Source organism: Pseudomonas sp. BNK-30 (assembly GCF_047456185.1).
GTDB lineage: Bacteria > Pseudomonadota > Gammaproteobacteria > Pseudomonadales > Pseudomonadaceae > Aquipseudomonas > Aquipseudomonas putida_E.
In genome coordinates this window covers 2,166,569-2,187,462 of sequence record NZ_CP179904.1, presented here as the reverse complement: position 1 = coordinate 2,187,462, position 20,894 = coordinate 2,166,569, and the positions used below count along the sequence as shown (strand labels likewise).

16 protein-coding genes are annotated in these 20,894 nt (G+C 64.7%); 13 read left to right on the top strand and 3 right to left on the bottom strand.

Annotation, left to right across the window (positions count from 1 at the left end):
• Window positions 1-6: 6 nt before the first annotated feature.
• Entirely contained in the window at window positions 7-1,248 is a 1,242-nt protein-coding gene (mexE, locus tag ACMGGN_RS10200; RefSeq protein WP_115275000.1) for a multidrug efflux RND transporter periplasmic adaptor subunit MexE, read from the bottom strand.
• 230 nt (window positions 1,249-1,478) lie between these two features.
• On the opposite strand from mexE, the gene ACMGGN_RS10195 reads away from it, so the two are divergent.
• Window positions 1,479-2,600, top strand: coding sequence for an MFS transporter (locus ACMGGN_RS10195; RefSeq protein ID WP_414156829.1), 1,122 nt, complete (start codon window positions 1,479-1,481; stop codon window positions 2,598-2,600).
• Between the two features lie 139 nt (window positions 2,601-2,739).
• Here the strand turns inward: ACMGGN_RS10195 and ACMGGN_RS10190 are convergent, their stop codons facing one another.
• Entirely contained in the window at window positions 2,740-3,219 is a 480-nt protein-coding gene (locus ACMGGN_RS10190) for a GNAT family N-acetyltransferase (protein ID WP_046787675.1), read from the bottom strand.
• A 128-nt stretch (window positions 3,220-3,347) separates the two neighbouring features.
• On the opposite strand from ACMGGN_RS10190, the gene ACMGGN_RS10185 reads away from it, so the two are divergent.
• The 3 genes from ACMGGN_RS10185 (at window position 3,348) to ACMGGN_RS10175 (ending at window position 5,413) form a co-directional block, all read left to right on the top strand.
• Window positions 3,348-3,977, top strand: coding sequence for a LysE family translocator (locus ACMGGN_RS10185; protein WP_237858323.1), 630 nt, complete (start codon window positions 3,348-3,350; stop codon window positions 3,975-3,977).
• A gap of 21 nt (window positions 3,978-3,998) precedes the next feature.
• Window positions 3,999-4,871, top strand: a complete 873-nt coding sequence (locus tag ACMGGN_RS10180) for an alpha/beta fold hydrolase (protein WP_414156736.1) — start codon at window positions 3,999-4,001, stop codon at window positions 4,869-4,871.
• A 281-nt stretch (window positions 4,872-5,152) separates the two neighbouring features.
• Window positions 5,153-5,413, top strand: a complete 261-nt coding sequence (locus ACMGGN_RS10175; protein ID WP_046787672.1) for a DUF1652 domain-containing protein — start codon at window positions 5,153-5,155, stop codon at window positions 5,411-5,413.
• A 79-nt stretch (window positions 5,414-5,492) separates the two neighbouring features.
• On the opposite strand, the gene ACMGGN_RS10170 is transcribed toward ACMGGN_RS10175, so the two are convergent.
• Window positions 5,493-5,780, bottom strand: coding sequence for a hypothetical protein (locus ACMGGN_RS10170; protein ID WP_046787671.1), 288 nt, complete (start codon window positions 5,778-5,780; stop codon window positions 5,493-5,495).
• Between the two features lie 313 nt (window positions 5,781-6,093).
• Here ACMGGN_RS10170 and mnxG point away from each other — a divergent pair, with 313 nt between their 5' ends.
• From mnxG to ACMGGN_RS10125, 9 genes are all read left to right on the top strand, one after another.
• On the top strand, window positions 6,094-11,973 hold the full coding sequence (gene mnxG / locus ACMGGN_RS10165; protein ID WP_414156735.1) for a manganese-oxidizing multicopper oxidase MnxG: 5,880 nt from the start codon (window positions 6,094-6,096) through the stop codon (window positions 11,971-11,973).
• 18 nt (window positions 11,974-11,991) lie between these two features.
• On the top strand, window positions 11,992-13,974 hold the full coding sequence (locus tag ACMGGN_RS10160) for a cytochrome D1 domain-containing protein (protein WP_174141508.1): 1,983 nt from the start codon (window positions 11,992-11,994) through the stop codon (window positions 13,972-13,974).
• Window positions 13,971-14,627, top strand: a complete 657-nt coding sequence (locus ACMGGN_RS10155) for an SCO family protein (protein ID WP_414156734.1) — start codon at window positions 13,971-13,973, stop codon at window positions 14,625-14,627. The genes ACMGGN_RS10160 and ACMGGN_RS10155 overlap by 4 nt, the downstream gene beginning before the upstream one ends.
• Window positions 14,624-15,289 carry an SCO family protein gene (locus ACMGGN_RS10150; protein WP_046787667.1) on the top strand — a complete coding sequence of 222 codons (666 nt, stop codon included), beginning with the start codon at window positions 14,624-14,626 and terminating at the stop codon, window positions 15,287-15,289. Before ACMGGN_RS10155 ends, ACMGGN_RS10150 begins: the two co-directional genes overlap by 4 nt.
• Window positions 15,290-15,399: 110 nt before the next feature.
• Window positions 15,400-16,926, top strand: coding sequence for an ABC transporter substrate-binding protein (locus ACMGGN_RS10145; protein WP_119688959.1), 1,527 nt, complete (start codon window positions 15,400-15,402; stop codon window positions 16,924-16,926).
• 12 nt (window positions 16,927-16,938) lie between these two features.
• On the top strand, window positions 16,939-17,580 hold the full coding sequence (locus ACMGGN_RS10140; protein WP_119688960.1) for a SurA N-terminal domain-containing protein: 642 nt from the start codon (window positions 16,939-16,941) through the stop codon (window positions 17,578-17,580).
• 237 nt (window positions 17,581-17,817) lie between these two features.
• The gene (locus ACMGGN_RS10135; RefSeq protein WP_042111969.1) at window positions 17,818-18,351 is read left to right on the top strand and encodes a response regulator; all 534 of its coding nucleotides are present in this window, start codon (window positions 17,818-17,820) and stop codon (window positions 18,349-18,351) included.
• A 57-nt stretch (window positions 18,352-18,408) separates the two neighbouring features.
• A complete protein-coding gene (locus ACMGGN_RS10130) occupies window positions 18,409-20,118 on the top strand; it encodes a GspE/PulE family protein (protein WP_119688961.1) in 1,710 nt (569 codons plus the stop codon).
• Window positions 20,099-20,893, top strand: a complete 795-nt coding sequence (locus ACMGGN_RS10125; RefSeq protein WP_046787663.1) for a hypothetical protein — start codon at window positions 20,099-20,101, stop codon at window positions 20,891-20,893. Before ACMGGN_RS10130 ends, ACMGGN_RS10125 begins: the two co-directional genes overlap by 20 nt.
• Window position 20,894: the final 1 nt, after the last annotated feature.

The following is a 20,894-nucleotide window of genomic DNA, read 5'->3' as shown; positions in this document are numbered from 1 at the left end:
TGTCCCTTAACCGCGCGGCGCTTGGGCGCCGGCGACTTTTGCATGGGTGCCGGCAACCTTCGGCGCCGGGTTGCTGGCTTCCAGAGCCTGGCGCTGCTGGGCGAGGGCGGCGAGGGTCTGCTCGCTGGCCATGGGCGTTTCTTGCGGGGTGACTGGCGAGCCAGGGCGTACCCGCTGCAGGCCCTTGACCACGATGCGGTCATCCTTGCCCAGGCCGCTGCGTACGATGCGCAGGCCTTCGAGCTTGGGCCCCAGTTCCACGGTGCGGTAGGTCGCCTTGTTGTCCTTGTCCATGACCAGTACGAACTTCTTGCCAAGGTCAGTGCCCACGGCTTCATCGTTGATCAGTACCGCGTCGTACTGGGCGCTGCCCACCAGTTTCAGGCGGGCATACAGGCCAGGGGTGAACTGGCCGTCGCGGTTGTCGAACACGGCGCGGCCACGGATGGTGCCGGTGCGCGGGTTGACCTGGTTGTCGACGAAGTTCATGTGGCCCAGATGCGGGTTGCCGGTTTCGTTGGTCAGGCCCAGGTAGACCGGGGTGGCCTGGCCGCGCTGGCCTTCACGCGCCAGCTGGGTGTACTTGAGGTACACGCGCTCGTCGGTATCGAAGTAGGCATAGACCTTGTCGGTGGAGACCACGCTGGTCAGTGGCGTGACATCGGCAGTGACGATGTTGCCGGCGGTGTACTGGGCGCGGCTGACACGGCCGCTGATCGGCGCGGTGACGCGGGTGAAGCTGAGGTTCAGGCGGGCCAGGTCAAGCTCGGCCTGGATCGCATCGACCCCGGCGCGGGCCTCGGCGGCAGCGCTGCTGCGCGACTCGGCAAGCTCGGCGGAGATGGCGTTGCTGTCACGCAGACGCTCGCCACGGCGAGCTTCATTGGCGCTGCGGATGGCGGTGGCCTTGGCCTGTTGCAACTGGGCTTCGAGGCGGCGCACTTCAGCCTGGAACGGGCGTGGATCGATCTGGAACAGCAGGTCGCCTTTCTTGACCTGGGCGCCTTCGGTGAAGCCCACCAGGTCGATCTGGCCGGACACGCGCGGGCGCACTTCGACGGTTTCCGGGGCCTCGAGGCGGCCAGTGAATTCGTCCCATTCGTTGATCGGCTGCTCGATCACCTTGGCGACGGTGACCTTGGGCGCGGCGGGAGCCTGCACGGCATCTGGGGTGCGGCCACAAGCGCTGAGCACCACCACTGCCAGGGCAGCGAGGGGGAAGCGCAAGGGTTTGAGTGAGTGGTCCATGGAGAACTCCGCCAAAGTATTAGTAGTGGGCGGAGTGTGAGTGCCTTGCGCGTGACGCACGAATCGAACGCAGCGAAGGTTATTATCACGCGCAATGATATGTCGGGATATTTCATCGATGGCGGGCATGGTAGGGTGCCAGCTTTGATCCTCCCGCGCATGTGACCCAAGGCCCGATAGTGAACAGCTCCCCTCAACTCCCCGGGCCCTTTGGCATCGTCTGCCTAGGCATCCTGCAAATACTGGTCTGGGGCGGTTCGTTCTTCCTCATGGCTGTGATGGCCGAGCCCATCAGCCGCGACACTGGATGGCCCAGCCAGTGGGTGTACGGTGCGCTATCGCTGAGCTTGATGGTCTCGGCGCTGCTTGCCCCGCTGTCCAGCCGCCTTGTTGCACGCTACGGTGGCCGTCCGCAGATGGCAGCCAGTGGCGCCGTGGTTGCGGTGGGCTTGCTGATCATGGCAGCCAGCCAGGGCCTGGGGCTGTTTTTGCTGGCTTGGGTGGTGATCGGGGTCGGCATGGCGATGGGGCTGTACGAGGCACTGTTCGCCACCCTTGGCGGGTTGTATGGCGAGGGTGCGGGCAAAGCCATTACGGGTATCACCCTGATCGCCGGTTTCGCCTCGACCCTGTCTTGGCCGACCGTGGCCTTGGCCATCGAACACCTGGGCTGGCGCACCACTTGCGGCTGCTATGCGCTCGTGTTGCTGTTGGTGGTGGCGCCTCTGTATTGGCGCGTGTTGCCGGCCGGAGGGCGGGTTGAGGTACGCAAGGCACAGGATCAAGGCACCGCGACCGGGGTCGACCGCCAGCTTTACCTGCTGTTGACCAGCATGTTCGCTATTGGCGCGATCATCATGACGGCAATTGCCGTGCAACTGGTAGCCGTGCTCCAGGGCCTTGGGCACTCGCTGCCGGTGGCAATTGGCCTGGCGGCGATGCTCGGTCCCAGCCAGGTGGCCTCCAGGGTGTTGCAGATTCTGGCCGGCCAGCGCCATCCGATCTGGACGGCCTTGGCTTGGGTCAGCCTGGTGCTGGTCGGTCTGCTGCTGGTCACGCTGGTGCCGGCGGCCACGGCCGTGGGCCTGCTGGTGTTCGGTTGTGGTAATGGCTTGCGGGCGATCGTGCGCGGGCTGTTGCCCTTGGCGATGATGCCGCCTGCGCAATACGTGCTGTTGATGGGGCGCATGTCGCGGCCGTCGCTGATCGGCCAAGCGTTGACGCCGGTGGTGGGGGGCTACCTGTTCGAGCACTTTGGCGCGATGGGGGTGCTGGTGACCTTGTGCCTGTTGGCGCTGGTCAATGTGGTGCTGGTGGGGGTGGTGATGCATCGTGTGCGCAGCGGCGCGTGACGGCCGGCTCCCACTGGGTTAGCGCTGAGCTTGAGAGCAGCGGGGTACCTGTAGGAGCCGGCTTGCCGGCGATCACCGGCAAAGCCGGTGCCCTGCGCCGCAGCGCCTGCATCGCCGGCAAGCCCACACAGGTTACCGATCAACCGCGGGCAAACTGCAGCAGCCTGTCCCCATCCAGCCGGTACCGCACCCACTCATCCTGCGGCTCGGCCCCCAGCGATTTGTAGAACCCGATCGCCGGTTCATTCCAGTCCAGCACACTCCATTCCAACCGCCCGCAGCGGTTCTCTACGGCTTCGCGGGCAATGTGCCGCAGCAGGTCGCGGCCCGCGCCACCGCCGCGCTGTTCAGGCGTGATATACAGGTCTTCCAGGTAAATACCGTTGCGCCCCAGCCACGTCGAATAGCTGTAGAAATACACGGCAAACCCCACTGCCTGGCCATCGCGTTCGCAGATCAGGCTGTGCACCGTGCTGCCCTCATCGAACAGGCTGTGCTCGATATCGGCAAGGGTGGCGACCACTTCATGGCGCGCACGCTCGTACTCGGCCAGTTCGGTGATGAATGCAAGAATCTGTGCGGCGTCAGTGCGTACTGCGGGGCGAATGGTAAGGCTCATGCTGGGCTTCCTTGATAAGCAATGCGTCGTATCGATACAGTCATGTGTATCTGCGTAATTTAAGGTAACTGTACCGGTTGTACGGAAGGCGACTGCCGTAGTGTGACAGCACTCATTACCATTCTGGAATGCCTGCCATGCTTGCCTCTTTCGACCTGCTGATGGCCTTTGTGCTGTTTGCCTTCGTTTCCTCGATAACCCCAGGCCCCAACAACACCATGCTGCTGGCCTCTGGGGTGAACTTTGGCGTGCGTCGCTCCATCCCTCACGCCCTGGGCATCAGCATCGGTTTCATGGTCCTGGTGCTGGCCGTTGGTCTGGGCCTTGGCGAGGTGTTCAAGGCCTGGCCTGCGTTGTACACCGTGCTGCGTTACGTGGGCGCTGCCTATTTGCTCTACCTGGCCTGGAAGATCGCCACCTCCGGCCCGTTGAGCGCCGATTCGTACAATGCCCGCAAGCCGCTGGGCTTCTGGGGGGCAGCAGCGTTCCAGTGGGTCAACCCCAAAGCGTGGGTGATGGCGGTAGGGGCGATCACCACCTACACACCGGCCCAGGGCTATGTGCTGAACGTGATCGTCATCGCGGCCGTGTTCGCCCTGGTCAACCTGCCCAGCGTCGGCGTGTGGGTGATGTTTGGCAGTGCGCTGCGCAACCTGCTGCAGAAACCGCGCTGGCTGATGCTGTTCAATGTCCTGATGGCCTTGCTGCTGGTGATATCGCTTTACCCGCTGCTGTTTGTAGAATCGGCGTTTTCGTAACGCGTCGAGTACGGCAAACCCATGCAGTTGATCCCCTGGTCTCACCAATGCTCCGAAGGTTTCACCCTGCGCGGCTGGCGCTCGCCGGCCAGCGGCAAGCCGCTGCTGCATTTTTTGCACGGCAATGGCTTTTGCTGCCTGGCCTACCAGCCGATGCTGGCGCGCCTCGGCGAGCAGTTCGACCTGTGGCTCAGTGATGTTCAGGGGCACGGCGACAGTGACCATGGCGGGGTGTTCCGGGGCTGGAACCGCACGGCTGAGTTGGCAGTGGAGGCGTTCGAAGCGGGCCGTGGCGAGTATGGCGACGTACCTCGCTATGCACTGGGGCACAGTTTTGGTGGCGTGCTCACCGGGCTGATCCTGGCCAGCAGGCCTGGGTTGTTCGAGCGCGCCGTATTGCTTGACCCGGTATTGTTCAGCCGGCGCATGATCGGGGTCATGGGGGCTGCTGCGCTGGTGGGCCTGCACCGCCGGCATGCCCTGGCGCGCAAGGCCGCCAACCGCCGCAGCCATTGGCCCGACCGCGAAGCGGCAACGGCTTCGCTGCAGGGGCGGGGCATCTTCAAGGGCTGGAGCGATGCAGCGCTGCAGGCCTACATCGAACACGCAATCGGCGATTGCGGTGAGGGCGTGGTGCTCAAGTGCCGGCCCAGCCGTGAAGTGGAAATTTTCAGCTCCTTCCCTGCGCGCATGTGGGCGCATCTCGCCGCCATCCAGGTTCCGACCTGTGTGTTGTATGGCGAACAGACCTATCCTTTCGTGCCGCATTCGGTGCAGCGGCTGGCCGCGATCAACCCCAAGGTCCAGGCTCGTCAGGTCGCCGGAGGTCACTGCTTCATGCAGGAGGATCCGGCCGCGGCGGCGCAACAGGTACTGGAGCACCTCAAAGGCTGAGCAACGATCACATGGGCGGGGGCGCTCGACGTCATTGGCACTGTTTATGCGCTACCCGCCCCGCGGTCGCCAGCGCTGACCGCCTGTCGTGAAGTGCCTCGATTGGATCGAACGGTAAGAGGGCTTGCCGGTTCTTCCACTAAGGTGCTAGTTGATCTTGCGCATCATCAATTGCCCCGGCGCATGGACGGCCGCCCGGGCATGGGTATTATCAATTGGCACCCTGCCTGCCAAAGGCGTACTCCGATAAACAGGCCATCCACTCAAGAGAGGGTCTTAACATGTCGTTGATAGGTGTTTCGATGCTGGAAATGCGCCAACTGATCGAACAGGCCTGCCTGCCTGATCTTTGTGAAGTGAGTTGCCTGGATGGCACAAGCCTGACCATTCGCTTGGGTCAGGGGCCAAACATGGAGCAGGGTGTGACGCTTACAGGCGTTCCATTGCAGAACCTGAACAGTTGCCGTGACGTGGTGAAACTGGTTGACCAGTTGCATGCGCTGCGTGACAGCCAGCCAGCGTCGCTGAAGGCGATCGCCTGACCACCCAGGGGCACCGGTCAGCCGAAGCTGGCCGGGCGCCATATTCTGCCGTCAGCCCACCTCGCCGTCGTTGATCGGCTCATTGCAGCTCCAGCAGCAGGTTCAGCCCGCCATCACCACACTTGCCTTGGTCACGGACCACACCATGGTAACTGCGGCCATCCCACACGAAGGCCACGCTGTGCGCCCGCTCGACTTTGTCCGGAAGCGGCGGGCAGATGTGCAGGCGCAGGGCAGGGCGCCCCTGCACGTTCAGTGCAGCGAGTTGGCACTGGCATTCAACGCTCATGGCAATCGGGCCGAACAGCGTGTCGCGCACATAGTCCAGTTGCACGTTGGCGTTGGGGGCACGGCCGGGCATCTTCATCGTTGCGGGGCTCCTGGAAGTTGACGTCGATCAGCATGTGGAAAGCAACTGAGTGCGGACGTTCAACTTTTTATGGGGCCTGTTTACAGGTCGTTTACCCACCCCTGCGGCAAACCATGAGTACCCCATTTTCTGGTGACCCACACCCCCCGCAATGACAACGAATACCATCCCCTGATGTGGGGGGCGCAGCGGGGAATCCACCCCAATCCGGTTCGATTGATCGTCCAAGCCATTGAATAAAAAGGATATTTGCTTCTGGCATACACCTTGCTGACCCTCTTGCACAGTTCCTGTGTCCCGGAGGTGCAGCATGTCGACCCCCAACAAAGGCCCCGTCCTCACATCACTTGTACTGGCCCTGCTGGGCTGGACAGCGACCAGCGAGGCGGCTGTGCAATGCCAGCGCACCTTGGTGGCCAACGTGATCGCCCTGGACCAGCCCCTGATGTTCAACCGCCTTGGCGCGCAAAACGCCAACGGCATGATGTTCGCCCTGCGTCAGGATGTGGTGGACGAGCACTTGGTACCCTTGAGCAAGGGGGGCGCCGCAGTGCCGGGCAAGGTGACCCTGCGCCCGGACAAACGCCCACGTCCCATCGTGCTGCGGGTTGCCGTCGGTGATTGCCTGACGGTCAACCTGACCAACCTGTTGGCTTACCAGGCCAATCCCAACAAACACGGTATCGACCATGATGAAAACGAGGTTGAAGGTGTAGAGGGAGAAGAAGGCGAAGAAGCCGAAGAAGCTGCAGAAGTGGAAAATGACGGGGGCGAGAACTTCGTCGCCGACGAGCAGGTCACTGATCGCCACATCGGCTTTCAGGTCAACGGCCTTCAGGCCGTCAACAGCATCGGCGACATTGCCGCCAACACCGGCCGCAATGGCAACTTCCTGATCGCACCGGGCGCTACCCGCAGCTACACCCTCTACGCCGAGCGCGAAGGCGCCTTTGCCGCCACCAGCCAGGGTGCCACGTTCGGCGGCCAGGGCAACGCCGGCAACGTAGCCAATGGCCTTTTTGGCCAGGTGGTGGTGGTGCCCAAAGGTGGGCGCACCTATCGAAACACCCTGACCGAAGAGGAAATGCGCCTGGCCAGTACCGGCCGTGCCGCCACCGGCCAGCCCGTGGTCGACTACGAGGCCCGCTACCCACAAGTTGAGCCGTGGATAGCCGAAGGCAAGGCCGGCAAGCCGATCATCGCGATGGTCGACGGCAACGAAATCCTCAGCAGTGAAACCGACGCCATTGTCATGGGGCCCAACCCGGACGGCAGCTTCCCGCGTTCCACCTACCCACTGGAAAGCATCAACAAGCGCAACCCGGCCTTGCCCAACCGCTTGGAAGCGTTCCGCGATTTCGCCTCCCAGTTCGCTGATGAAGTGGCGGCCACCCAGGCCTTCCCCGGCTACTGGGCCGACCCGGTGATGGGGCATGTGCTGGAGCCTGCGCGCGACGCGTTCATGATCAACTACGGCTCGGGGGGCATGGGCGCGGAAGTCGTGGCAAACCGCCTGGGGGTCGGGCCGATGCATGATTGCCTGTCCTGCGCCTATGAAGAGTTCTTCCTCAGCGCGCACACCGTGGGTGATATCGGCACCCTGGTGGATGTGCCGGCCAACATCGGCCTGGAACACATTCGCCCAGGCGAAACCCCACCGGCAAACGCCATTGGCGTCAAGGCCAGCATGGCCCTGTACCCGTCGGAGCCTGCCAACGTGCACCACAGCTACATTGGCGACTTCACCAAGTTCCGCAACACCCACAACGGCCATGAGCAACACATTTTCCACCTGCACGGCCACCAGTGGCTGTTCAACCCCAATGACGACAACTCCGACTACATCGACGCCCAGGGCATAGGCCCAGGTGTGGGGTACACCTACGAGATCGCCAATGGTGGCTCGGGTAACCGTAACCGTGTGGCGGGTGATGCCATCTACCATTGCCACTTCTATCCGCACTTCGCCCAAGGCATGTGGGCCATGTGGCGGGTGCACGATGTGTTCGAAGAGGGCACCCGCCTGGAAGTCAGCGGGCAGGGTGAGAATGGCTTCCATGACACGCCATTCGCCTTGCGCAGCGGCAAGCCGGCGGCCGGCGCACGGGCGCTGCCGGACGGCGAAATCATCGCAGGTACGCCGATCCCGGCGATCGTGCCGCTGCCAGGCAAAGCCATGGCGCCGATGCCGGGCAAGGTCGTGGTCGTGCCGAAACTGGCGCAAGAGCTGATCGCCGAAGATGACGATGATCACGAAGACCCAGAGCACGGCGATGCCGATCACAGCGACGCGCCAGGCGCAGCCAAGGCTGTAGGCTCGCTGGCGCTAATCGACCGCAGCGAAACCAACCGCAACGCTGATGGCACCCTGAAAAACCCAGGTTACCCCTTCTGGATCGGTGGTATGGAAAGCAGCGTCGGCCAGCGTCCGCCGACCCCGCCGCTGGACATGCTCGACCCGGCCATGGCGCGCCAGCTCAAGGACAGCGGCGCAGCACTGTGGGCCAACCTCGATGGCAACCAGGTCGACGGTTGGGACGGCGGCCTGGGCCGTCATGCGCTCGATGGTGTGTCCGCTGGGGGTGAAGCCGTGACCACCACCACCAAGCTGGATTTCTCCAAGGTGGTAGAAAAGGCCAAGCCGATCTACCTGCCCGAGGAGGGCACCGACGTCGAGCAGGCCGCCATGCAGTTCCACGCCAAGGCCGAGCACCCAAGCTTTGCCCTGATCCCTGGCAGCCAACCGGTGGCCAAGGCGTTTCGCACCAATGGCGCACTGCCAACCGCCGGCGCCCCCTTCTTCGAACCCTGCATGGATGACCGCGGCAAACGCCTTACCCAGGCCTCGTCCACGGGCGAATACTTCAGCGGCGAGAGCCTGGGCGGTATCAACTTCCGTGGTGCCTCCACGTTCACTGCCGACCGGCCTCGTATCTACAAGGCGGCCAACATCCAGTTCGACGCGGTGTACAACAAGGTCGGCTATCACTTCCCACAGGCGCGCATCCTTGCGCTGTGGGAAGACGCATGGCCGGTGATCACCAAGCAGCGCCCACCAGAGCCGCTGGTGATGCGCATGAACACCTTCGACTGCACCATGTACCAGCAGACCAACCTGATCCCGGCGTTCTACGAAATGGACGACTACCAGGTGCGTACACCGACCGATGTGATCGGCCAGCACATCCACCTGCCCAAGTGGGACCTGACCGCAGCCGACGGTTCGGCCAACGGCTGGAACTACGAGGACGGTGTCCTCTCGCCCGGCAGCGTGGTGGAACGTGTGAACGCAATCCGTGCTTTCAATGGCTGTTCACAGGGCGACAGCCGCGACGGCACTGCCGCCTGCCCGACGGCCAAGCTGCACCCGTACTTCGGCCGCTTTGGCCGGGCCGACTGGGTGGGCGCGCGCACAGCCATGCAGCGCTGGTTCGCCGACCCGCTGGTCAACGTGCACAACGTCGACCGCGGCCTCGGCACCATCTTCACCCATGACCACTTCGGCCCATCGACCCACCAGCAGTTGGGCCTGTATGCCACTGTACTGGCCGAGCCTGCCGGCTCCACCTGGCACCACGCCGAAACCGGCGAGCAGCTGTACAACCCTGCACTGCGCCAGGACGGTGGCCCGACCTCGTGGCAGGCGGTGATCAGTACCGGCGACAACGACGGTGATGGCAAGAACGACAGCTATCGCGAGTTCTTCCTTGAGTACAGCGACTTCCAGCATGCCTATGAAGCCGGCGTGTATGTGGGCGCCGGTCCCGATGGGGTGCCCAACGCCCAGGCCTATCCAGCCACGGCCGACAGCTTCCGCTACGCCATCAACCCACCCGTGCGGCAGAAGGCCTCGAACCTGCTGGAGTCGATCGTCGAATCGCGCGGTGGCCTCAATCCCGGTTGCCCGACCCGGCCATGCCCACAGGCGATCTCCGTGGATGATCCGGGCATGTTCGTCGTCAACTACCGCAACGAGCCGTTGGCCTTGCGCGTGTTCGACCCGAACAAGGTCGCGCCGGACGGCAAACGCGGCATGCAGGCCGACGGCCTCGGTGGCGACCTGGGATATGCCCTGCAGAGCCGGACCGACCGTGCCATCCCGGCCATGAACCTGGCGCCCTCGGCGATCAACTCTGCGGTCGGCCCTACGGGTGGCACCACCTTGTTCCCGCCGCACATCAACACGGCAGGCAGCGAGCCAGGCGACCCGTTCACCCCGATGCTGCGCACCTACTCTGGCGACAACGTGCGGTTGCGTATGCACGCTGGCGGCTACGAGGAGGAGCACAACGTCACGATGCACGGCGTCAAATGGCTGCAGAACGGTACCGGCTACGGCAGTAGCTCCAACTCGGGGTGGAAGGCCTCGCAGATGATCGGCATATCCGAGCAGCTGGGCTTCCTGGCGCCGGTGTCGATGATCTCCAGCTCCGCGGCCACCAATGGCGACTACCTGTATTCGCTGGACGCGGCCCTGGAAGGCTACTGGAACGGTATCTGGGGCGTCATGCGCAACTACACCACGCAACGTGCCGACCTGTTCGCGCTGCCGAACAACCCGCAGCCGGTGGCCATGCGCAACACCATCAACTTCGATGGCATCTGCCCGAGAACCACGGCCAATCCCAGCGGCGTCGGCAGCCGGCCAACGGTCAAGCGCAACTACGAAATCGTTGCCGCGCTGGCCAACGACATCCTCGAAAACCGCAACGGTGTCAGCATCAACGATCCGGCCGGTATCGGCCAGCACGTCGGCGGCCCGCTGAAGGCCAATGGCGGCACCCTGGTGTTCAACAGCCGTACCACCAGCATCCCGCAGGTGACGGTGACCGACGAGGAGGATGGCACCACCTTCACCGTTGGCGGGCACAGCGCGCCACTGCACGACCCGACCGCAGTGCTGTACGTGCGCAAGGCCGACCTGGATACCAGCACCGGCAAGCTCAAGGCCGGGGTGCCGGTCGAGCCTCTGGTGCTGCGCGCCAATGCCGGCGACTGCATAAGCATCACCCTGGAGAACCGCCTGCCGCTGGTGATGCCGGACCTGCCCAGCACGGCGGTGATGCAGAACGTGGTCAAGCGCGATCGCAACGACAGCGAAGGCGCCACCGCCTTCAACAACAACCTGATACGGCCCTCCAGCCACGTTGGCCTGCACGCACAGCTGCTGGCCTATGACATCACCAAGTCCGATGGCGTCAACGTCGGCCTCAACCCGGAGCAGACCGTACCGCCGCGCAGTGGTAACAGTGGTGCCTACCCGACCAGGGTGTACCAGTACTATGCCGGGCACCTGGAACGCGAAGGCAAGCCGGTGCTGCAACTGGGCCGCACGGTGGACAACATCCGCACCACGGCAATCGAGTTCGGCGCCCTCAACCTCACCCCGGCGGATGTCATCAAGCAACCGCAGAAAGGCCTGGTCGGTGCCATGAGCATCCTGCCGCAGACCGCGACCTTTACCGAGGACGTGGCCAGCCGGACCCAGGCCACGGTCAAGGTCAGTGGCCAGCCCGACTACCGCGACTTCGTCACCGTCTGGCAGCGTGCGCTGAACATGCGTTGGGCCGACGGCCGCCCGGTGGAGGGGATCGCCACCGAAGGCAACGGTGTGCCAGGTGACCCGAAAGACAACGGCAACATGGCCATCAACTACAAGACCGAGCCGCTGTGGTTGCGCTTCGGCCTGGCACCGGACGCTCCGTTTGGCCGTGCCGATGGCTTTGGCTTCGCTGATGTACCCAACGCGCACATGGCCTACAGCAATGCCCTGGTGGGCAGCGACCCGCAAACTCCGGTGCTGTATGCCAAACCCGGTCAACCCGTGCGCAACCATGTGGTGATGCCCAGCGGCGGCAGCCGTGGCATCACCTACCAGCTTGACGGGCACCTGTGGCCACTGCATGCCTACCAGGCCGAGAAAAACGACCTCGACGGCTACCCGATGAAGCAGCCTGGTATCGGTTCGGTGCGCTTTGGCTACAACCCGATGTCGATGTACATCGGTGCCCAGGAGAGCGTGCTGCCCGCCGCGCACTTCAGCTTCATGTTGCCCAGCGCCGGGGGCGCCAACGCGGTGCCGGGCGACTATCTGTTCCGAGACTACGCCGCATACGGCAATACCTCGGGGCTGTGGGGGATTCTGCGGGTTACCGACGACGTACCGCCGGCAACGGCGCCGGCACAATAAGAAAAGGGGCGCACCAATATGCATAACAGGAAAATCCGCCCCGCCGTGCTGGGGGTATTGCTGGGCACGGCGTTGATCGGCCTGGGCGTGGCCTACGAGGAGCTCTGGTGCGACCCGCGCGAGCTGCTGCAGGAGCCTGCCGACCCGCAGGCGCTGCACCGGCTCAGCCGGGATGGGGTGACCGTGGAGTTCGAAGCCCGGCCCCTGGCCGGCAGCGAGCTGCGCGAAGGCGCCTTCGCCAATATCCGCTTCAAGGTCACCGACCAGAACAGCGGCCAACCGCTGTCGGGGATGGCGCCAGGGGCGTGGATCGACCCGGCGCAATCGGCCCCGCTGGAAAGCAGCCGTGACCAGAGCTGCAAGGCCCGGGTGGCGCTGTTTCTCAAGAGCAGCATCGGTGCCAGGCCGCTACTGGACCTGAACAGCTACTTCCTTTTGGTGCTGAACAAGGATGCCAGCCTGACCGTGATCGACCCGACAGTCTCGGTGGGCGGTGTTACCAGCACCCTGGCACGCATCGATTTGCCGGGTCGGCCCATGGACTGGGTGGCTACCGGCGATGACAAGCAGGTATTCGTGTCGATACCCGAGCGCGGCGAGGTCGCGGTGATCGACACCGAAACTTTTACCCGCGTGGCCACCCTGGAGGCCGGCGAGATGCCGTTGCGCGTGGCCCTGCAGCCGGACCAGCGCCGCTTGTGGGTTGGCAACAACAGCGATGACCCGGCCAAGGGCGGGGTGACGGTGATCGATGTGCACAGCCGCAGCACGCTGAAAAGCTTCGCCACCGGCTCCGGGCATCACGAAATCGCCTTCAGTGCCGATTCGCGCTACGCCTTCGTCAGCAACCGCGACGGCGGCACCTTGAGCATCATCGACATCCCCGAGATGCGCCTGGTGAAAACACTCGACGTTGGCCCGCATCCGTTGGCAGTGGCCTACTCGGCGCTATCCCAGGCGGTGTACGTGAGCGACGGTTCAGAGGGCACGGTGCGGGTGTACGATGCCCGCAGCCATCAGTTGCGCCATACCGTCCAGGCCGAGCAGGGCCTGGGGCCGATGCGCTTTAGCAGCGATGGCCGTTACGGCATCGTCCTCAACACCCTGGAAAACCAGGCGCTGGTGATCGATGCCAGTACCGACAGGTTGATCCACCGCATCCCGGTGGCGGCCGAGCCGTACCAACTGACGTTCACCAAAGGTTATGCCTACGTGCGCGGCCTGGCGTCTTCGAAGGTCAGCATGATCAACCTCAGCAGCCTGGGCGAAGGCCGCCAGCCGATCATCCAGGGCTTCGATGCCGGCCCCGCCGCGCCGCGCCAGGCCGGGGACCTGCCATTGGCCCAGGGGTTGTCGGTGTCACGGGACGACAATTCGGTATTCGTGGTCAATCCGGTGGACAACACCACGTACTTCTATACCGAAGGCATGAATGCCCCGATGTCGGGTTACAACAACCGCGGCCACCAGGCCCGCGCCGCCATCGTCATCGACCGCAGCCTGCGCGAACTGGCCCCGGGGGTGTATGGCTCGACGGTGAAAATGCCGGCGTCGGGCAAGTTCGACGTGGCGTTCCTGCTCAACCAGCCGCAGATCATCCACTGTTTCAGCACCGACGTGGCTGCCGCCCCGGATGCGGTCAAGCGCAAGGGCGCGCATGCCGAGTTCATCGGCCTGGACCAGCCCTTGCCACAGCACCGCGCCATCACCGCCAAAGTGCGCATCCTCGGTGACGACGGCCGCCCGCGCCTTGGCCTGGACGACCTGACCCTGCGCTACTTCCTGGCGCCGTCATCGATGCCGCGCAACCTGCGCCTGGAAGAGGTGGGCGAGGGTATTTACCAGGCTGCACTGATGCTGCCTGAAGCCGGCGCGTGGTACCTGCATGTGCAGTCGCCGTCGCTGGGGCACAAGTTCGCCGAAGAAAACTACACCAGCCTGCGTGTCCTGCCGGCTGCAGCGTCTACTGCTTCCCAGACTGAAGTGAGGAATGTGCAATGAACGCCAGACATTCTTGCAAGCTGCTCGCACTTTCCATGGCCATGGCCAGCCAGCTCGCCCTGGCCCACGCGGGCCATGACCACAGTGGGCATGCTCCGCAGCCGCCAGCGGCACATCAGGAGAAAGCCAGTGTGCGCTTTGCCGATGTTTCACTGCTCGATCAGGATGGCATGCCGGTGCGCCTGGAAAAGGACCTGGTCGGCGATCATCTGGTGGTGATGGGCTTCATTTACACCAGTTGCACCACGGTGTGCCCGGTAGTGTCTTCGATCATGGGCAAGGTCCAGCGGCAACTGGGTGGCCGGGTAGGCGAGGAAGTCCGCCTGGTGTCGATCAGCGTGGATCCGCAGCGTGACGACTCCAAACGCTTGCAGAGTTACGCCAAGGCCTTCCAGCATGGCCCCGGCTGGAGCTGGCTGACCGGCTCGCCCTATGCCATCACCGAGACCCTCAAAGGCCTGGGCAGCTTCAGTGCCGACCTCAGCCAGCACCCCCCGATGATCATGGTGGGTGACGGGCACAGCGGCCACTGGACGCGTTATTACGGCTTCACCGACCCGGCCGTGCTGATCGACGAGATCAACCGCCTCAGCGCCCGTCGGGTGCATGCCAAGAGTACGGCCATAGCCGAGCACCAGGAGGTGCAACCATGAGCAGCCAAGCGTCCTGTCGCGTCGGCATGCGCAGCTTCGACTGGCTGGCCCTGGCCGGTTGCCTGTGGATCTTCGCGTCGGTCGCCATGGCCCACGAAGGCCATGCACCGAGCGCTCCCAGCCCGCAGCCTTCGCCCCCGGTGATGGCCAGTGGCGAAGGCACCCGCGATGCGCACACCTGGTTCACCGACACCGTGCTCCAGGACCAGAATGGCCGCGCGCTGCGCTTTTACAGTGATGTGCTCAAAGACAAGGTGGTGATGCTCAACGTCATCTTTACCCACTGCACCGATGCCTGCCCGCTGATCACCCGCAAGCTGCGTGAGGTGCGCGAGGCCATGGGCCCGGAGCTGGCCAGCCAGGTGACCTTCGTGTCCATCAGCAGCGATCCGCTCAACGACACCCCGGCAGCGCTCAAGGCCTTTGCTGAAAAACAGGGGGTGGACAGCGCCAACTGGCTGTTCCTGACCGGCGACAAGGCCAGCGTCGATCTGGTGCTGGGGCGTATCGGCCAGTTCCTGCCCAGCCCCGAGCAGCACTCGACCCAGCTGATAGCCGGTGACGTGGCGGGCAAGCGCTGGAGCAAGATCCGCCCCGATGCACCGCCAGCGGCCATTGCCCAGCGCATGCAGTTGCTGACCCAGCCGTTGGCCGGACGATAAATGCACTCACAGGATCTGCGCAGCTGCGCAGAACACAGTGGCAGCACTGACAGGATCTGCGCAGCGGCGCAGAACACAGTGGGAGCCGGCTTGCCGGCGATGAGGCCAGAATGAACACAGCGAGATTGCTTTGCTTGGCGCTGGGCCTGACCTGCTGCGCTCAGGCGCTTGCCCTTGACCTCACCGCCCACGAGCAAGCCGGTAAACGCCTGTACCGCCAAGGCCTATCCAGCAGCGACGCGCAATTGCTGGCCCGCGTAGGTGCCAGCGACATGCGCGTGCCCGCCAGCGTGTTGCCCTGCGCCAGTTGCCACGGCAATGATGGCCGTGGCCGCGCCGAAGGCGGGGTGCGCCCGCCCAGCCTCGACTGGCAGCGCCTGGCCCAGGGCCAGGGCGCACGCCAGAGCAACGGGCGCAGCTACCCGGCTTACACCGACAACAGCCTGGCCCGCGCCATCCAGCACGGCCTGGACCCGGCCGGCAACCGCCTGGACCCGGCCATGCCTCGCTTTGAACTGACCCTGGCCGACCAGCGCAACCTCACCGCCTACCTCAAACGCCTGGCTGATGAGCGCGACCCTGGCGTGGAAGAAGGGGTGCTACGCCTGGGTACCCTGTTGCCCGCCAGCGGGCCGTTGGCCGAGGCCGGGCAGGTGGTGCGCGCGGTGCTCGAGGACGGGGTGGCCCAGCTCAATCAGCAGGGCGGCGTTCATGGCCGGCGCCTGGAACTGGTGGTGATCGACCCCGGCAGCGACCTGGCCAGTGCCGAGCATGCGCTGCAGCAGTTGCTCGAGCAGCAGCGGGTATTTGCGCTGATCAGCCCGCTGGCACCGATGCTCGACCCGCGCCTGGCCCTGCTGCTCGAACAGCACGGCGTGCCACTGGTTGGCAGTACACCGCGCGGTGGCGGCAGTGCGCAGATATTCGACCCCATGCCAGGTATCGCCACGCAATTGCTGAGCCTGGCCGTGCATGCCCGCGATACCTTGGGCCTGGCGCCAGATGGCTTGCGTGTGGTGTATGCCGGCGATGACCAGGCGGCGCAAGCCGAACAGGTGCGCGAGCGCCTGCAGCAGCTGGGTTGGGCGCCAGCACCGGTCGAGGCCTTCAAAGGCCAGCCGGTGCAGGGGCAGGGCATTGTTTTTCTAGGCCGCGCCCAGGCCTTTGCCGAGCTGGCCACGGCGTTGCAGGCGGCAGGCCGTGCCCCCTATCTGTTCGCCACCTCCAGCCAGGTGGCCGGTGCCGTGGCCTCGCTACCGGCCCAGTGGTCGCAGCGGGTGTTCCTGGCCTATCCGTTCGTGCCCGCCGACTGGACCGAACAGGGCATGGCGACCTTGGCCGGCCTGCAGCAGCGTCAAGGCCTCGACACGCGTCAGGCCTCGCTGCAAGTCAACACCCTATGTGCCCTGCGCCTGCTTGGCGAAGCCCTCAAACAGATCGGCCGTGACGCCAGCCGCGAGCGCCTGGTTGCGGCGCTGGAGGGCCTGCATGGCGTCGATACCGGCCTGACCCCGCCGCTGGGCTTCGGGCCGGGCCAGCGCCAGGGCCTGGCCGGCGCCCATGTGGTCGCGGTGGCGCTGCCTGGGCCACGCTTTACAGCTGTCGCCCCGTATCGGCCTGTACCGGTCAGCCCTTGAGTGGAGGTTGCCATGCGTATTCTGTTGCTGTGCCTGTTGCTGCTGGTCGCCAAGGCGGGCTGGGCCGATAGCCCGGCGGCGCGGGTCAATGGTGTGGACATCGGGCTGCTGCGCCTGGAGCGCTATTTCAGCGAGTATCTGCAGGCACAGGGGCGGGCGGTGACCAGTATCCGCAACCCTGCGCTGTACAAACGTCTGCGCAGCCAGGCCCTGGACGAACTGATCGACAAGGAGTTGCTGTGGCAAGAAGCCCAGCGCCGCGGCATCGCCATCAGTGATGAACAGGTGTCTGCGCAGCTAGGTGAAGTCGAGGCGGCATTCGCAAGCCCGGCGCTGTTTGAAAGACGGCTTGCAGAGGCAGGGTTCGACCGCGCAGCATACGCTGACTACCTGCACCGGGAGCTGGCAGCGCAACAGGTGTATGCCCAGCTCAGCGCGGTAGCCGAACCCACCCAGGCCGAGGTGGAAGCGTTTTATCAGGCCAACCAACAGAGACTGCAAGGAGCGCAGAACCAAAGTGATAATTCTTCGGTCATACGCGAACAGGGCCTGGTGCTGGCCAGGGCCTCGCTCATCAGCCAATTGCAGGCACAGTCCCGGCAAGCGGCGCGCCAACGTTTGCGCGAATCCGCTAAAGTGGAAATCGCTGACTGAAGCCTGCGATGGCGTTTCCCCAAAGCTGGGGAATAACGGCTTGGCAAAGTGCCATCAGGTGCCCCGGATGTGGGGCAGCGAGCCTGAGCCTGTTCGTAGCGCTATCAAAGGTGCCAGCAAAATCAATAACTTGACGTGGTGCAACATGACTATTCATGCCTGGCACGAAGCCTGCTCAAGCCTTACCAAGGCCGCACTTCGCAGACCGGGGAACCGGGCAGTTCTTGGGAGTCGACCTTGGTGAACAGAGTATTGGTAGTCGATGACGAACAGACCCTTGCGCAAAACCTGCAAGCGTACCTGCAGGCGCAAGGCCTGGAAGTCCATGTTGCCCACGACGGTGCCAGTGGTATCGGCCTGGCTGAGTGCCTGGCACCGGATGTGATCGTGCTGGATTACCGCTTGCCCGATATGGAGGGTTTTCAGGTCCTGGAGACCGTGCGCAAGAACAGGCAGTGCCACTTCGTGCTGATCACCGCCCACCCGACCGCCGAGGTCCGTGAGCGAGCCGCCGAACTTGGCGTGACCCATGTCCTGTTCAAGCCGTTCCCGCTGTCGGAACTGGCGCGCCCGATCTTCGACCTGATGGGCATCGAGCGCCGGCGCAGGGCCACGGACAACCCGGCAGAAGGGTTCGTCGAACGACGCCAGAACAGGAACGAATCGTTCCCCTTGCAGTTGTACGATGGTAGCTGGGTACTGGCCGACCGCCGCCGTAATGGCGCCAAGCCCCCTGGACCCGACGACGACCAACTGCTCACTGGGGAATAGCGGCGCCCGCAGCCCTCACCGAGCCTGCGACGCGCCCCCTGAGCGGAGTCGCAGGCCATGTCCGATGTATTCGACCACAGCGTTTCGGCCTCATCGCCAGTACAGGCTCCGCCAGCCTCAAGCTACCCCCGCGATCTCATGGCCCAGGCCCGCCTGCAAGCCAGCGGCGAGCGCCTGCTCAACTGCCTCGAACGCCTCGCCTGCGACACCCCCGACACCTTCATCCGCCGCCTGGGCAGCACCCTGCATTACCCGGTACTGGACAGCCAGAGCCTGTTGGCCAGCACCCCTCGTTTCGACAAGATCAGCCTGGCCCAATGCCTGAAGCGCGAGTTCGTGCTGATAGAGCAGGGCGGTGAACTGCTGGGTGTGTTCGCCGACCCCTTCGACCACGCCCGCCTGGCCTGGATCGACGATGTGCTGCAAGGCGCGCCTTTGTACCTGGCCCACGCCGCTGACCTTGCCACCTTCCTGGCCCGCCACGAAGAAAGCTTTCACGCCGTCGATGCCCTCGATCACGATGCCGAAGCCAGCAGCGAAAGCGACCCGCTGCAACGCCTGTCGCTGACCAGCATCAGCGAAGACCAGAGCAAGGTGGTCAAGCTGGTCAACTCAACCCTTTACGACGCCCTCAAGCAGCACGCCAGCGATATTCACCTGGGCATGACCGGCCAGGGCCTGACCATCAAATACCGCATCGACGGCGTGCTCAACGCGGCCGGCAAGGCCAGTGGCAGCGCCTTCGCCGACCAGGTGATTTCGCGCATCAAGGTCATGGCCGAGCTGGATATCGGTGAAAAGCGCGTGCCCCAGGATGGCCGCTTCAAGGTTGCCGTAGGCGAGCGCCAGATCGACTTCCGGGTGTCGATCATGCCCAGCATCTTCGGTGAAGACGCGGTGCTGCGGGTGCTCGACAAACAGGACCTGTCCGACCGAGTCAGCGGCGTGCAGCTGCAGGCCCTGGGCTTTGCCGATGAAACCCTGCGTGCCTTGCGCCGCCTGGCCGCCGAGCCCTACGGCATGATCCTGGTCACCGGCCCCACCGGCAGCGGCAAGACCACCACGCTGTACGCCATGATCAGCGAGATCAACCACGGTGTGGACAAGATCATCACCATCGAAGACCCGGTCGAGTACCAGTTGCCCGGCGTGCTGCAGATCCCGGTCAACGAGAAGAAGGGTTTGACCTTCGCCCGTGGCCTGCGCTCGATCCTGCGCCACGACCCGGACAAGATCCTGGTCGGCGAAATCCGCGACCCCGACACCGCGCAGATCGCCGTGCAGTCGGCACTTACCGGCCACCTGGTGTTCACCACCATCCACGCCAACAACGTTTTCGATGTGATCGGCCGCTTCAGCCAGATGCAGGTCGACCCCTACAGCTTCGTCTCCGCCCTCAACGCTGTGCTGGCCCAACGCCTGATCCGCCTGGCCTGCCCGCATTGCTGCACGCCGTGCGAGGCCGATGACGAAACCCTGGCCGCCTCCGGCCTTACCCGTGACGCCGTGCAGGGCTGGACGTTCGTCCGCGCCCAGGGCTGTGGCCAGTGCCGCGGCAGTGGCTACCGCGGCCGCAGCGCCATCGCCGAACTGCTGCACCTGGACGACGACCTGCGGCAGATGATCGTTGAACGTCGCCCGCTGGCGCAGATCAAGGCGCTGGCTTGCCAGCGCGGCCTGCGTCTGCTGCGCGCATCCGCCCTGGACCTGGTCCGCGAGGGCCGTACCACGCTTGAGGAGATCAACCGTGTCACATTCATTGCGTGATCATGCCTCTACCCGTTACTGCGCCGTGCTCGGCGCCGAAGGCGTCGGCCTGGGCCGCTGGCACGGCAACCAGCACCAATGGCTGGGCAGCCGCGCCTTCACCGGTGACGCCGGGCAACCGGCCTGGGATGCAGCCCTGCAGGCCCTGGCCGCGCTGCTGGGCGAGCATGCCGTGCGCGGTGGCCAGTGCCAGGTGCTGCTGTCGGCGCGCTACAGCCGGTTCTGCCTGGTGCCTTGGAGCGCTGCCATCAGCCATCCACGCGAGCTTGAGGCCTACGCCCGGGCCTGCTTCGAGAACCTCTATGCCCAGCCGCTCGACGACTGGCGCATCGCCCTTTCGCCAGAGCCGGCCGGCGCTGCGCGTATCGCCACAGCGCTGCCTGAGGCACTGCTGCAGGGGCTGCAGGCACTGGCCCGGGAAAATCGCTTGCGCCTGCGTTCGGTGCAGCCGTACTTGATGGCTGCCTACAACCGCTGCTCATCGCAGCTGCAGGCGGGCGATTTCCTGTTTGTCCTCGCCGAGCCACGGCGCAGCGTGCTGCTGCTGGCCGCCGGTGGCGCCTGGCAGCAGGTGCTGACGCAGGGTTGCGCCGACAGCGACCAAGCCCTGCAGGCGCTGATCGAACGGACCTGTGAGCTGTATGGCGAGCACATGCCGCAGGTCTACCTGCATGCCCCGGGCCGGGGCGACGTGCCGCAACTGGCGGCGGTGCAGCTGTGCCAGCCGGCCAGCGAAGCCGACCCGCTGTGCGCCATGTGGCGGGCGGTGGCCTGAC